The sequence below is a fragment of the Salinisphaera aquimarina genome, assembly GCF_042643355.1.
GTDB lineage: Bacteria > Pseudomonadota > Gammaproteobacteria > Nevskiales > Salinisphaeraceae > Salinisphaera > Salinisphaera aquimarina.
Genome location: NZ_JBHRSS010000008.1, coordinates 60747 through 75513, shown reverse-complemented (window position 1 = coordinate 75513; position 14767 = coordinate 60747). Strand labels below are relative to the sequence as shown.

General features: G+C 61.8%; 12 protein-coding genes and 1 tRNA gene. 11 read left to right on the top strand and 2 right to left on the bottom strand.

The window, feature by feature from the left end; genetic code table 11:
• Positions 1-12 precede the first annotated feature (12 nt).
• Positions 13-2589: a sensor domain-containing phosphodiesterase gene (locus ACFOSU_RS15730; RefSeq protein ID WP_380690889.1), complete on the top strand. Its 2577-nt coding sequence runs from the start codon at positions 13-15 to the stop codon at positions 2587-2589.
• A gap of 125 nt (positions 2590-2714) precedes the next feature.
• Positions 2715-2801 (top strand) — tRNA-Leu (locus ACFOSU_RS15725).
• 225 nt (positions 2802-3026) lie between these two features.
• Here the strand turns inward: ACFOSU_RS15725 and glpK are convergent.
• Positions 3027-4526, bottom strand: coding sequence for a glycerol kinase GlpK (gene glpK, locus ACFOSU_RS15720; protein ID WP_380690888.1), 1500 nt, complete (start codon positions 4524-4526; stop codon positions 3027-3029).
• Positions 4527-4688: 162 nt separating this feature from the next.
• On the opposite strand from glpK, the gene ACFOSU_RS15715 reads away from it, so the two are divergent.
• From ACFOSU_RS15715 to ACFOSU_RS15675, 9 genes are all read left to right on the top strand, one after another.
• Positions 4689-5483: a DeoR/GlpR family DNA-binding transcription regulator gene (locus ACFOSU_RS15715; RefSeq protein ID WP_380690887.1), complete on the top strand. Its 795-nt coding sequence runs from the start codon at positions 4689-4691 to the stop codon at positions 5481-5483.
• 129 nt (positions 5484-5612) lie between these two features.
• A complete protein-coding gene (gene glpD / locus ACFOSU_RS15710; RefSeq protein WP_380690886.1) occupies positions 5613-7151 on the top strand; it encodes a glycerol-3-phosphate dehydrogenase in 1539 nt (512 codons plus the stop codon).
• Positions 7152-7229: 78 nt separating this feature from the next.
• Complete coding sequence (locus ACFOSU_RS15705; protein ID WP_380690885.1) at positions 7230-8324, top strand: ABC transporter ATP-binding protein; 1095 nt, start codon at positions 7230-7232, stop codon at positions 8322-8324.
• A gap of 9 nt (positions 8325-8333) precedes the next feature.
• The gene (locus ACFOSU_RS15700) at positions 8334-9419 is read left to right on the top strand and encodes an ABC transporter ATP-binding protein (RefSeq protein WP_380690884.1); all 1086 of its coding nucleotides are present in this window, start codon (positions 8334-8336) and stop codon (positions 9417-9419) included.
• 24 nt (positions 9420-9443) lie between these two features.
• Positions 9444-10313 carry a carbohydrate ABC transporter permease gene (locus tag ACFOSU_RS15695; protein ID WP_380690883.1) on the top strand — a complete coding sequence of 290 codons (870 nt, stop codon included), beginning with the start codon at positions 9444-9446 and terminating at the stop codon, positions 10311-10313.
• A 148-nt stretch (positions 10314-10461) separates the two neighbouring features.
• Positions 10462-11214 carry a carbohydrate ABC transporter permease gene (locus tag ACFOSU_RS15690; protein WP_380691367.1) on the top strand — a complete coding sequence of 251 codons (753 nt, stop codon included), beginning with the start codon at positions 10462-10464 and terminating at the stop codon, positions 11212-11214.
• 11 nt (positions 11215-11225) lie between these two features.
• Positions 11226-11501, top strand: a complete 276-nt coding sequence (locus tag ACFOSU_RS15685) for a DUF2160 domain-containing protein (protein ID WP_380690882.1) — start codon at positions 11226-11228, stop codon at positions 11499-11501.
• An 87-nt stretch (positions 11502-11588) separates the two neighbouring features.
• On the top strand, positions 11589-13337 hold the full coding sequence (locus tag ACFOSU_RS15680; protein ID WP_380690881.1) for an ABC transporter substrate-binding protein: 1749 nt from the start codon (positions 11589-11591) through the stop codon (positions 13335-13337).
• A 365-nt stretch (positions 13338-13702) separates the two neighbouring features.
• Positions 13703-14149, top strand: a complete 447-nt coding sequence (locus ACFOSU_RS15675; RefSeq protein ID WP_380690880.1) for a DUF302 domain-containing protein — start codon at positions 13703-13705, stop codon at positions 14147-14149.
• Here the strand turns inward: ACFOSU_RS15675 and ACFOSU_RS15670 are convergent.
• Positions 14130-14741, bottom strand: coding sequence for a DUF3280 domain-containing protein (locus tag ACFOSU_RS15670; protein WP_380690879.1), 612 nt, complete (start codon positions 14739-14741; stop codon positions 14130-14132). The genes ACFOSU_RS15675 and ACFOSU_RS15670 overlap by 20 nt on opposite strands.
• Positions 14742-14767: the final 26 nt, after the last annotated feature.

Sequence of the window (14767 nt, the reverse complement as noted above, 5' to 3'; positions counted from 1 at the left end):
GGAGTTTGTGAGATGACTGCGTCGCAGTCCACAGACGATTGCGATGGACTCATCGACAAGCTCAGCCGTGAGCGCTTCGAACGGTTTGATCTGGCGCTTGCGAGAATCACCCAGGTCGCGGCGACGATTCTCCGGGTCGATCGTGTCTCGATCTGGTTCTTCTCGCACGAGTTTCGCCGGCTCAACCGCGTGCAGACTTATCCCACGCTGGACGCCGGGCCGGATCGGGAAACATTCTCTCTTGACGTATCCTTGCGCCCGGAATATTCGCAGAAGCTCGCGAGCGATTCGGTCTTTCGAATGGCCGACAGTGCCCATCTCTCGGCGCGTCAGGGTGATGATTTTTCTGCTTATCTGCGCAAGCTCGAAGTCCACGCGCTGCTCGACGCGGCGATCGTCATCGATGACGAACTCGCCGGCGTGCTGTGCCACGAACACAACCAGCCCCGTGCATGGACTGACACCGAGCGCGACTACGCCCGTCGTCTGGCAGAGATCGCAGCCACTGCGATCACCGTCGAACGACGCCGAAGCTCCACCGCTCTGGGGCAACGCTTTCGGCTGCTGGTCGAGCGCAGCGTCGACGCGATCGCCATGGCGTCTGCTCAGGGCGTACTCGAATATCTCAATCCGGCCGCCCGGGCGTTGCTGGGGCTGGCGCGCGACGAGCCACTGCTCGGCCAGCCGCTAACTGATTTTCTGCATCCGTCGAACCGTGAGCGGATGTTGCGCAGTGTATTTCCGACTGCCCGTGAAAACGGCAGCTGGACCGGTCGCGTCCGGCTGATCACCCGGCAGAGCGAGCTGTTCGAGGCGACCGTCGTATTCAATGTCTATCGGGGCGGCGACGGCGAAATCGAGTACATGGGCTGCACCATCCGTGACCTGTCTCAGCAGATCGACGTCGAGCGCAGGGTCGCCGAAGTTCACGCGCGCTATGAGGCCACCCTGGCGCAGTCCGGCGACAGTCTTTTTCAGATCGACACCTGTACGTTGTCGGTGAATGCCGCCGATAGCCAGTTCGAGCATCTGCTCGGCTATTCGCCGAACCGACAGACCACACTCACGCTCTACGATTTGAGCGAAGAACTGCCGGAGGATGTCCATGCGCGCGTGCTACGCACGCTCGAGGACGGCCATCTGCTTTGTGGTGAGCGACGTCTGCGCCACGCCGATGGAGGCTGGGTCGATGTCGAAATGTCGATGATCCGGATAGACACCGAGGCAGGCGAGGGCGTGTCGGTCCGTATTCGTGATATTCGCGAGCTCGTACGACGCCGGCAAGAGACCGAACACCTGGCCTACTACGATCCACTCACCGGCCTGGCCAACAACAATCTGCTGCGCGAGCGCGCGGACGCCATGCTGGCGGCCAGCCTGAGCACCGGGCGCGGTGTGGGTTTCATTCTGCTGCAGATCGATCGCTGGCAGCGTATTTTCGATATTCAGGGCTATCAGATCGCCGAGTCGCTGATTCGACAGGCCGGCACGCGGGTCAAGAAAGCCTTTGCCGGCCATGAGGTCACACTCGCGCGCGTCCTTGGCGGCGTGGAGATCGGCATCCTCTTCGACGCCGGCAAGGAAACCGAGGCCGATCTTGTCGATATCGCACACGCGGCGTTCTCCGAGCTATTCCGTGCCGACGGCGATGCGCTGCAGATGAATGTTCGCAGTGGCAGCGCAAAAGCGCCCTTGCACGCGGTCAATTTCAAGGATCTGACCAAACGGGCGGGGATTGCACTGCGCACCGCGCATCGACGTCGACTGGCACACTGCAGCTATGACCCGACACAGTCGAGCCGTATTCATGACGAACATCTGCTCGAGGAGGACTTGCGACAGGCGATCGGCACGCCCGAGCTCATGCTGCGCTACCAGCCGATAAGAACTGCCGCGCAAGAGGACCGCTGGTTTGCGGTCGAGGCGCTGCTGCGCTGGAACCATCCCAAGCTCGGTGCGCTCCCGCCCAGCGACTTCATCCCGCTGGCTGAAGAAAGCCGGTTGATCATCGCGCTCGACTGGGCCGTGCTGGAGCACGCAATGCGTGCGGCCGCGGCATGGCAGGGCAAGCTCGCCGATACCATGCTGTCGGTGAATATTTCGGCGATCACGCTCATGAACGGCGATCTGTCGTCGCTTGTGCAGGACGCGCTTCAGACCAGCGGGCTGGCGCCGGAGCGTTTGTGTCTGGAAGTCACGGAAACAGCGATCATGCTGGACCGCGTGCGTGCTGCCGAGCGGCTGCGCGTCGTTCATGCGTTGGGTGTGTGCATCGCGCTCGATGATTTCGGAACCGGCTATTCGTCGCTGGCGTACCTCAAGGATCTGCCGGTGGATGTACTCAAGATCGATCGCGATTTCGTACGGGGCATTGGCACCGACAAGCGCGATGAGCGCGCCATCAAGACCGTGATCGAGCTCGGCCACGATCTCGGGCTGACCGTTCTGGCGGAAGGAGTCGAGACACGCGCGCAGCTGGATTGGCTGGTCGCGATGGACATCGATTTCGTGCAGGGATTTCATATCGGCCTGCCGATGATGAACGATGATCTGCAGCACACGCCGCCGGCGCTCGACACCTGGAATTGAGCGGGGTGCTCGAACCGGAAGCGGCGGGCCGTGATCTCCGAGCTGGCAACGCTCCGTCACCGTCCGGGGGAGCAATCCTGGTAAGTGCTGCGTATCGGCCCGGCATCGGTTACGATAGCGCCGCTGCCGTCGTGGTGGAATTGGTAGACACGCTAGGTTTAGGTCCTAGTAGCCGAAAGGCTGTGGGGGTTCAAGTCCCTCCGACGGCACCACATCAGCATTAATCAGCGTTCCGTATTTTGATGTATTTCAACGGGTTGGCGATTTTCGAGGACATCAAGATTAATCCCGGCGCCGCCCAGAATGACCCGCACATGACCCAGGGTTAGTCGTTCGCCAGCTCCGAGAACGCGGCCCCGGCCGCGCAGTTTGCGGAGCGCATCCACTTCGCGTAGCCGCGCTCAAGCATTTGCAGGCTGAAAAAGCCTCATAGAATACTATTCGCAGTGGCTGCCCAGCAGGCGGGGCACCGCATCCCGCCAGCCCGCGATTGCGGTTTCGCGCTGCGCCTCCGGCATGGCCGGTTCGAATCGCCGCTCCAACTGCCACTGCTCGGTCAGCGATTCCAGCGAAGGCCAGATGCCGTGCTGAAGGCCGGCCAGATAGGCGGCGCCGATTGCCGTGGTTTCGGTGATTGCCGGGCGTTCGACCGGTGTGGAAATGATGTCCGCCAGTATCTGCACGAGCCAGTCGTTGATCACCATGCCGCCGTCGACTCGGAGCGACTCGACCGGCTGGCCGGCATCCGCGCTCATTGCGCTGATCAGGTCGTGGGTCTGGTAGGCCACCGATTCCAGCGCGGCACGCGCGAGGTGGCCGGCATTGGTATCGCGCGTGAGCCCGAACAGGGCACCGCGGGCATTGGGATCCCAGTAGGGCGCGCCCAGCCCGGTGAAGGCCGGAATCAGGTAGACCCCTTCGTTGGAGGACAATTTCCGGGCGAGTCCTTCGCTTTCGGCGGCGTGCTCGATAAGGCCCAGGCCGTCGCGTAGCCACTGGATCGCCGCGCCGGCGACAAAGATCGAGCCTTCGAGCGCATAGGTGGGCTTGCCGTCGATGCGATAGGCCAGCGTGGTGATCAGGCGGTTGTCGGAACGCACCGCTGTATCGCCGGTATTCATGAGCGCAAAGCAGCCAGTGCCATAGGTGCTCTTGACCATGCCGGGCGCGAAGCAGGTCTGGCCAACAATAGCAGCGTGCTGGTCGCCGATCATGCTTTCGATCGGCAGCGGCTCGCCGAAGATATCGGGCGTGGACCAGCCGAAGTCGTCGGCGCTATCGCGCACATGCGGCAGCAGCGACTCGGGTATGTCGAACAGCGCAAGCAGGTCGTCGTCCCAGCATTGGTCGTGAATATTGAACAGCATCGTGCGGCAGGCGTTGGTGGCGTCGGTGGCATGCACGCGGCCGCCGGTCAGACGCCACAGCAGCCAGGTATCGACGGTGCCGAAAGCCAGTTCTCCGGCCCGTGCTTTTCGTCTTGCGCCGCTGACGTTCTCCAACACCCACGCCAACTCGGTGGCAGAGAAATAGGGGTCGAGCAGCAGGCCGGTGCGCGCGGCGATCGCGGCTTCGTGCCCGGCCTGCTTGAGTTCGCTACACCAACGGGCGGTGCGGCGATCCTGCCAAACGATGGCGTTGTAGATGGGTTCACCCGTGCGCCGGTCCCAGACGACGGTCGTCTCGCGCTGGTTGGTGATACCGACGCTGACTGGCCGATAGCCCCGACGACGCGCGCAATCGACGGCTTCACGACTGGTGGCCCGGGTGGTCGTCCAGAGTGTTTCGGCATCGTGTTCGACCCACCCATTGTGCGGATAGATCTGGTTGAATTCGCGTTGGGCGACAGTAATCACTCCGCCCTGCGTATCGAACGCGATGGCACGCGAGCTTGTCGTGCCCTGGTCGATGGCCAGAATGCAGTCTCGTGTGTTCATGGTCTCCTCTCCAGCCGTCTTATTATTCGTTTATGTGCGAATTCGAAAACAATTCGAGCCCGGCGAATGTTGGCCATCGGCGAAACGATGTCAAGGGAGCATGTTCGTTTACGAAAATAGTTGTCTATACTGCGGCTACCGTTCGATGCATCCGGGGTGTGAATGCAAACGCATGAAAAGCCGGTGGAATTGAATACCCGGCAGGAGAAGATGCTGGCGCTGGTGCGCCAACGCGGGTTCGTATCGGTCGAGGCGTTCGCGCGCCACTTCGAAGTCACCGCACAAACCATTCGGCGCGACATCAACGAGCTGTGCGACGCGGGGATGCTGCGCCGCTATCACGGCGGGGCGGGGCTGCCGTCCAGCGTCGAAAACGTCGAGTACTCGACGCGCCAGGTCATGCATCTGGAGGAAAAGCGGCGTATCGCACGCGCGCTGGCCGAGCATATTCCCAACCAGGCGTCGCTGTTCATTACGCTGGGCACGACGCCCGAGGAAGTTGCCAAGGCATTGACCGGACACACCGGGCTGCGGGTGATCACCAACAATCTCAACGTGGCCATGATCCTGAGCGATAACCCGTCGTTCGAAGTGATTCTGGCGGGTGGCGTAGTACGCCACCGTGATCGCGGCATCACCGGCGAGGCGACCATCGACTTCATCCGTCAGTTCAAGGTCGATTTCGGCATCATCGGGATATCCGGCATCGACGCGCAGGGTGCATTGCTCGACTTCGACTATCACGAGGTTCGCGTCCAGAAAGCGATCATCGAGAATTCGCGTTGTGTGTACCTGGCCGCCGATCGCAGCAAGTTCGGCCGCGATGCACTGGTGCGCCTGGGGGATATGGCAGACGTTGATACGTTGTTCACCGATGCACCGCCGCCGCGCGAAATCCGCAGCATGCTGGAAGACGCCGGCCATGCCGTCATCGTTGCGGACAAGGAACCTGCATAGACTTTCGTCGTGTTCGCTTGCAAACGTGTTGCAATCGAAAATGAACATGATATGTTCGAATCCGAACGAAAACGAGCATGATGGCTCTGGTCCGATCGATACCGGTCGGCTATCGGAACTCGAACAATAATGAAAGACGAGCAGGATTATGATTTGCTGATTGTCGGCGCCGGTATCAACGGCGCCGGTATTGCGCGTGACGCGGCCGGCAGGGGCCTGCGCGTGCTTATCTGCGATCAGGGCGATCTGGGTAACTACACCTCGTCGTCCAGCACCAAGCTCGTGCACGGCGGCTTGCGCTATCTCGAATATTACGAGTTCCGACTGGTGCGTAAGGCCCTCAAGGAACGAGAGGTCCTGCTCGATATCGCCCCCCATGTGATCTGGCCGTTGCGTTTTGTGATGCCGCATGTGCGCGAACTGCGCCCGGCCTGGATGATCCGGCTCGGCCTATTCTTGTATGACAATCTGGGCGGCCGGGAAAAACTTCCGGGCTCGCGCGGAATCGATCTGAGCGTGCACGAGGCCGGCGCTGTTCTCGACGATGAGCTCACCAAGGGGTTTGCCTATTCGGACTGCTGGGTACAGGACTCGCGGCTGGTAGTGCTCAACTGCCAGGACGCCGAGACGCGCGGCGCCACCGTCCTGCCGCGATATCGCTGTACGAATGCCGTTCGCGGCGACGACGCATGGCAGGCGACGCTGGAATCCACGCGCGACGGCAGCCACCGAACGATCAATGCCAAGGCCATCGTCAACGCCGCCGGTCCCTGGGTGTCACGTTTTCTCGACGGCGCGGCCAAGGTCGATGACGGTCGCAAGGTGCATCTGGTCAAGGGCAGCCATATCGTCACGCGCAAGCTGTTCGACCACGACTACGCCTATATCTTTCAGCATACCGATGGACGAATCGTCTTTGCGATTCCGTACGAAGGCGATTTCACCCTCATCGGTACCACCGATGTGGCCTACGAGGGTGATCCGGCGTCGGTGCGGGCCTCGGCAGAGGAAATCGACTATCTGTGCGCCGCGGTGAGCCGCTATTTCAAGAAGCCTGTGACGTCCGCGGACGTCGTGTGGACTTATTCCGGTGTACGCGCACTCTACGATGAAGACGACACCGAGAACGCGTCGGCCCTGAGCCGGGACTATCTGCTGGAGCTGGATAGCAAGGGCGCGCCGTTGCTGTCGGTATTCGGCGGCAAGATCACAACTTATCGCACGCTCGCGAGCGAGGCGATGACGCATCTGTCCCACGTCATGCCGGTCAGCGATCGCGAATGGACCGGCGAGGCGCCGCTGCCCGGCGGCGATATCCCGCACGGCGATTTCGATCGTTATCTCGCCGCTACCCAGCAGGAATACGCCGAACTGCCACCTGCGCTGGTCGCGCGCCTGACCCGCAATTACGGCACACGTATTCGCGAATTGCTGGCCGGCGTGGCACGTGTCGACGATCTGGGCGAGCATTTCGGCGCCGATCTGTTCGAAGTCGAACTGCGATTCCTGCAGGATTGTGAGTGGGCGATGACGGCCGAGGACGTGGTCTGGCGACGCAGCAAACTGGGGCTGCACTTGACGCCGGCCCAAGTGGAGCGGATTGATGTCTGGCTGGGGAAAAACAACGAGGTAAGCGACGATCAGGCGCCGTCCATGGCGTCGGTATAAGCAAAACAGCGTACCCGGTAGTCAGCCTGCGATAGACGGGCCGCTTCGGGGCGGTACAAGCGAAGGAGGAGACGCACAGTGACCCTCTCACTGGAGCACGTACGCAAGGTCGTGGGCGGCGAAACGCATATCCACGATCTGTCGCTGTCGGTCGATCCCGGCAGCTTCAATGTTCTGCTGGGCCTGACGCTGGCCGGCAAGACGACGGTCATGCGCCTCATGGCCGGGCTCGATCAGCCGACCGGCGGGCGCGTGGTCATGAACGGCCGCGATGTCACCGGCGTGCCCGTGCGCAAGCGCAACGTGGCGATGGTCTATCAGCAGTTCATCAACTATCCATCGATGAACGTCTACGACAATATCGCGTCGCCACTCAAGCTGGCACGGCTGAAAAAACACGAAATCCGGGAACGCGTGGAACGCGAGGCCGAGCGTTTGCATATCGAGCATCTGCTCACGCGCATGCCCTCGGAGCTGTCGGGTGGTCAGCAGCAGCGTCTGGCCATGGCTCGAGCGCTGGTACGCGACGCCGAACTGCTGCTCATGGACGAGCCGCTGGTCAATCTGGACTACAAGCTGCGCGAGGATCTGCGCGTGGAAATGCGCGAGATCTTCAGCCAGCGCGAAGCCATCGTGGTATATGCCACGACCGATCCGATGGAGGCGCTCAGCCTTGGCGGCAATACCGCGGTGCTCGACCGTGGACGTCTGATCCAGTACGGGGTCACGCCCACCGTGTATCACCAGCCGGCGACCGTGCCGGTCACCCAGGTGTTCAGTGACCCGCCGATGAACCTGCTGCCCGGGGTGCTGGACGATGGCCAGTTGCGAATCGCCGGCGGCGACGCGATTACGGCACCGGCACACCTGCGGGAACTGCCGCCCGGCAGCTACCGCATCGGAATCCGCCCGGTTCATGTCTCGGTCTCGGCGCCCGTGGCCGAATGTCTGACTATACGCGGGGAGGTCGACGTGGCCGAAGTGGCCGGCTCGGAGACATTCATCCACATGAGCGCGGGCGACAACCACTGGGTGGTGCAACAGCCCGGTGTGCATGTCTTGCCTATCGGCAAGACACTGGATGTCCATGTCGAATCGCGTCATCTGTTCGCCTACGGCAGCGATGACCAGCTCATGGCGGCGCCCACGCGACGCCTCGCGAACGCCGGGTAGGGGAAGCATATGGCACAGATCAATCTCGAAGCGCTGGCACATTCCTATATGGCACGACCCCGAGACGCCAAAGACTACGCGTTGCGCCAGATGAATCATGTCTGGGAGGACGGCGGCGCCTACGCGCTGCTCGGGCCCTCCGGCTGCGGCAAGACGACCCTGCTCAATATCATTTCCGGGCTCGTCCACCCCAGCGAAGGGCGAGTGTCCTTCGACGGCGAGGACGTGACCGACCTGCCGCCCGAGCACCGCAACATCGCCCAGGTTTTCCAGTTCCCGGTGATCTACGACACCATGACCGTGCGCGCGAATCTGGCGTTTCCGCTGCGCAATCGCGGTGTGCCCCGGGATCGTATCGACGCGCGGGTGACCGAGATCGCACGCATGCTGGATCTCGACGACGTGCTCGATGAAAAAGCCATCGGCCTGGGCGCGGATGCCAAGCAGAAGATATCCATGGGCCGCGGCCTGGTGCGCGACGATGTCGCCGCCGTGCTCTTCGACGAGCCGCTGACGGTGATCGACCCGCATCTCAAGTGGCAGCTGCGGCGCAAGCTCAAGGAGATCCACGAGCAGCTGAAACTCACGCTGGTCTACGTCACCCACGATCAGACCGAGGCCCTGACCTTCGCCGACAAGGTCGTCGTGCTCTACGAAGGACGGGTCGTGCAACTGGGTACGCCGCAGGAGCTGTTCGAGCGCCCGGAACACACCTTTGTCGGCTATTTCATCGGCAGCCCAGGCATGAATTTTCTCGACTGTCGGCTGGATGGCCATCGTGTGGTTGTCGACGGCGAGGCGATCGAGTTGACGCCGGGGGTGGCAGACGCAGTGCCCGACGGGCACCAGAGATTGCAGATCGGTATCCGTCCCGAATTCCTGCGCCTGGCCGAGGACGGCGAAGCGGGCGTGCCAGCGGTCATCGAAAGCGTCGCGGATCTGGGCAGCTACCGGATCGCCAGCGTGCTCATGGGCGCCGAACGCCGTCTGCAGGTCAAGCTCGGCGAGGACTCGGCAGCGGGGCCTGGCGACGTACGTCTGCTGTTTCCACCGGAATGGACGAAGCTCTACGCCGACGACCTGCTGGTCGGCTGAGCCGGCGAAGGAAGGGGAATAACAATGCACAAACCGGTCAATCAACGCGCCTGGCTCATGGTGCTGCCCGTTGTCGCAGTGGTGTCCTTCAGCGCGATCATTCCGCTGATGACGGTGGTGAACTACGCGTTCCAGGATATCTTCGGGCCCGACTCACGCTATTTCGTGGGCACCGAGTGGTTCAATCAGCTGCTGGGCGACGTAGACCTGCGAAACGCGCTCGGCCGTCAGCTGCTGTTTTCGTCCGCGGTGCTGGCCATCGAGATACCGCTCGGGATCGCCGTCTCGCTGTGCATGCCACGCAAGGGCGCCTGGGTTTCCGTGTGCCTGGTGGCGCTGGCGTTGCCGCTGCTGGTGCCCTGGAACGTGGTGGGCACGATCTGGCAGATCTTCGCGCGCCCCGATATCGGTCTGGCCGGGGTGTTCATCAACGGCCTGGGGATCGACTACAACTACACCGGCGATCCGCTGGATGCGTGGCTGACGGTGCTGGTGATGGATGTCTGGCACTGGACATCGCTGTCGGTGCTGCTGTGCTATGCCGGTCTGCAGGCGATTCCCGATGCCTTCTACCAGGCGGCTCGTATCGACGGTGCATCACGGTGGGCCATCTTCCGGTATATCGAGCTGCCGAAGCTGCAGGGCGTGCTCATGATTGCGGTGCTGCTGCGATTCATGGACAGCTTCAAGATCTACGCCGAACCGTTCGTGCTCACCGGTGGCGGCCCCGGCAACTCGACCACGTTTCTAAGTCAGAAGCTCGCCACCATGGCGGTGGGCCAGTTCGATCTCGGCCCGGCCGCGGCGTTCTCGCTGGTCTATTTCCTGATCATTCTGCTGTTCAGTTACGTGTTCTACACCGTCATCAACAATCTTGGCAAAGGCGTGAGCTGAAAGGGAGACGATGATGAACCAGACACAGAACGCCGCGCCGGCGAGCCAGAGTGCACACACCGTCAGCGCTTCACCCGCGAAGAGACGCAAGGTATCGATCGGCTCGAGAAAACGTTATTTCTTTCTCGCGCTCTACATCCTGTTTCTGATGGTGCCGCTGTACTGGATGCTGAACATGTCGTTGCAGCCCAACAGCGAGATTCTGGGCGAGTTCAGCCTCTGGCCGCACACACTCACGTTCGATAACTATATCCAGATCTTCACTGATCCATCGTGGTACACGGGCTATTTCAACTCCATCTACTACGTGGTGTTGAACATGCTCATCTCGCTTACCGTGGCGTTGCCGGCGGCCTACGCGTTCTCGCGCTACAGCTTCATGGGCGACAAGCATCTGTTCTTCTGGCTGCTGACCAACCGCATGGCGCCGCCCGCGGTATTCCTCCTGCCATTCTTCCAGCTCTACCAGAGCGTGGGCCTGTTCGACACGCCCCTGGCGGTCGCGCTCGCGCATACCCTGTTCAACGTGCCGCTGGCGGTCTGGATCCTCGAGGGTTTCATGTCGGGCGTGCCCCGCGAGATCGATGAAACAGCCTATCTCGACGGCTATAGCTGGCCGCGTTTTTTCACCACTATTTTCCTGCCGCTGATCCGCGCCGGGGTGGGCGTCACCGCCTTCTTCTGCTTCATGTTCAGCTGGGTCGAGCTGCTGCTTGCACGCACGCTCACCGCGACCGAGGCCAAGCCGATTGCCGCCACCATGACCCGGACCGTCAGCGCGGCCGGCGTGGACTGGGGCCTGCTCGCGGCCGCCGGCGTGCTGACGCTGGTGCCGGGTGCGCTGGTGATCTGGTTCGTGCGCAAGAATATCGCCAAGGGCTTTGCCTTGGGTCGGGTTTAAGGAGAGCAATCATGGAATGGATGGCCTGGACACTGCCGACGGCGCTGTTCTTTGTTTCGATCGTGGTGATGCTCGCCGTGATGGGCGTGCTGCAAGTGGTTTATCCCACGGTGGAGCGCAAGGGCTGGCTGCCGATGCGTACCACCCGTGGCGATCGTCTGTTCATCGGTTTGATGGGCTGTGCCTATATTCATCTTGCGTGGATCGGTTTCACCGAAGACCTCGCGCTGTGGTGGGCATCGATCATCTCCGTGGTGTTTCTGGCGGCGCTGCTGCGCTGGGGATAGAAAACGTCTTCAATTCGATGTTGGGGAGGGGAATCAGGCACCGCTCCGGCTTATATCAAAAACGACCTGAAACGAGGAGATCAACTCATGCTTTCACCGACTTATAAAAAGCGTTGGCAGGCGTGTGCGCTCGTCGCCGCGGTTGGGGTCTATGGCGCCATCAGCTGTGCTCACGCCGCGACCGACGCGGAAATGGAACGGGCCGAAAAGTGGCTGTCGGAATTTCAGCCGTCGACATTGTCCAAGGAAGAGCAGCTCAAGGAACTCGAGTGGTTCATCGACGCGGCGAAGCCGTTCAAGGGGATGAACATCCGGGTCGTGTCCGAGACCCTGGCGACCCATCAGTACGAGTCGAGCACGCTGGCCAAGGCGTTTTCCGAGATCACCGGTATTCACGTCACCCACGATCTGATCCAGGAAGGCGACGTGATCGAAAAACTGCAGACCGAGATGCAGTCCGGGCATAGTATCTACGACGCATACGTGAACGATTCCGACCTGATCGGCACCCATTATCGCTACGGTGACGTCGTCTCCCTGACCCAGTACATGAAAGGCGAGGGCAAGGACGTGACCTCGCCGACGCTGGACGTCGACGACTTCATCGGCAAGGCATTCGTGACCGCACCCGACGGCGAAATGTATCAGCTACCGGACCAGCAGTTCGCCAACCTCTACTGGTTCCGTTATGACTGGTTCCAGGATCCGGAACTGCGCAAGCAGTTCAAGGCGAAGTACGGCTATGATCTGGGCGTGCCGGTAAACTGGTCGGCCTACGAAGACATCGCCGATTTCTTCAGCAACGACGTCAAGACCATCGACGGCGAGCGTGTCTACGGCCATATGGACTATGGCAAGAAGGACCCGTCGCTGGGCTGGCGTTTCACCGACGCCTGGCTGTCGATGGCGGGCGAGGGCGACAAGGGGCTGCCCAACGGCAAGCCCGTGGATGAATGGGGTATCCGGGTCGAGGATTGTCACCCCGTGGGTTCGTCCATGTCGCGTGGCGGTGCGGCCAATTCACCGGCCGCGGTCTATGCGCTGCAGAAATACATCGACTGGCTGAAAGCCTATGCGCCGCCGCAGGCGTCGGGCATGACCTTCTCGGAGGCGGGTCCGGTGCCGGCCCAGGGCCACGTCGCCCAGCAGATATTCTGGTATACGGGCTTCACCGCCAGCATGACCGAAAAGGGCAAGCCGGTGGTCGACGAAGACGGTTTGCCCAAGTGGCGCATGGCGCCGTCGCCGCACGGCCCGTACTGGGAAGACGGCATGAAGCTCGGCTACCAGGACGTCGGCTCATGGACCCTGATGAAGGATACCCCGGCCAAGCGTCGCAAGGCCGCCTGGCTGTATGCACAGTTCACCACGTCCAAGACGGTGTCCTTGAAGAAGACGCTGACCGGGCTGACGCCGATCCGTGAGTCGGATATCGACAGTCAGGCGATGACCGACGCCGCTCCCAAGCTGGGTGGGCTGGTCGAGTTCTATCGCAGCCCGGCACGCGAGCAGTGGACGCCGACCGGGACCAACGTGCCCGACTATCCGCGGCTGGCCCAGTTGTGGTGGCAGAACGTCGCCGACGCGGTCACGGGTCGGCGCACGGCACAGGCCGCCATGGATAATCTGGCCGAGGAACAGGATCGGGTCATGCAGCGCCTCGAGCGAGCCAAGGTGCAGTCCACCTGCGGGCCAAAGCTCAATGAAGAGCGCGACGCCCAATACTGGCTCGACCAGCCGGGTGCGCCCAAGCCCAAGCTCGACAATGAGAAACCCCAGGGCAAGACCGTGCCCTACGACGAGTTGGTCAAGAGCTGGGAAGGCTCGACGAGCTGATGCCGGCGGTGGCCGGTACGGTCGGGACAAAAGCGCCCGGCCGTACCGGTTCCTTACTTGTCTGGGCCTCGGCTGGCCCGGCGGGCAAGGCAAGGACGCCGATCCTGATATCGCCTGTTTCCGATGCGCCGCGTCTTGGGTGGCAGCCAGCCCATACCGCCGAGGTGGGATGTCAGGGGAAGGCCGCATTCTGACGTCATCGATATCGCACGGCGATCTCCCCAACGCCCAGGCAGCAGCAAAGACATCACGGCCGAGTTCCGGCGTGGCGTGCCATCGGCTCCGGCAAAGAGGACGCCCCCGCCGGTTTTTGCTAGATTCAACGCATGCGTGTTTTATTCGTTATGCGGCTTTGGGCGTTTTTCGTGCTGTTCGTGGCCGGTGTTACCTGCGCACATGCCGACAGGGCGCGCTACGATCGCGCCGCGCCTCCCGAGAAGCAATTCGTGGACGTAGTGCTCGATCTCCAGCAGAGTATCGGCCGCCATAATTTTGCGGTTGTGGGGCACAACGAGATCGGACAGGCCGTTCGACAACGTGGTCATCCCGAATTTCGCGATGCCGCCATCGTGCATTTTTGCAATCTCGAGTACGCCAGGCGGGCGATCGACATCGACCCTTCTCTGATTCTATACATGCCCTGCCGTATCGCCGTGTTCGACAACGACGGTGCGGTACATGCGGCCAGCCTTCTGTTGCCGGTCGACACCCAATACCCCGAATTCAACGCACTGGCGGTCGACGTCAATCGTCAGATACGCGAGATCATCGATTACGCAATCGCGCCGACTATCAGCCCGGATAGTGATTGATGGGCACGCGTTTCGGCGCCTCGGCCGGTTCTGCCTCGCCTGACTCGACAGCCTGAACGCGCGACCGATAGTTGGACAGCAAGGGGTGTTCGACGAGATAGAGCGCAGAGCTGCGCCACGAGTCGTCGGTATCGTTGCGCATATCCACTGATGCCCCACCGACTTCCCGGCCGGTGTCCACGCGCCGGATGGTCGCATTGATATTCAGGATCAGGTTGCTGACTTTCTGTACCCAGCCGGTCATCACCAGATCGGCGCCCGCCGCCTTGCCGATATCCACATCGCAGCCGTTGCAGGCATACAGATATCGATAAGTGGCCTGCGCGCCGTCGATCCGGTCGGCCACCGGGCTATTTTCAACAACATTGAACTCGGGCAGATGATCGATGGCACGCCTTGCGATCTGCTCGGTGCGCTGCAAGCGCTTGACATCGCTCTCCAACGGCCCGTGGTTCATTTCACCCTGCAGGCTCGTATCCACCATATCGAAGGGCAGAATCAGGATTTGCCTCGCAACCGGTTTCGCCGCGTCGTCGTCCGCGGCCGCAAGCGCGACGGTCGACGACGCGGCCAGCAGGACCAGCGCCGGCACAAGCCATCCGATACGGCGCCATCCGC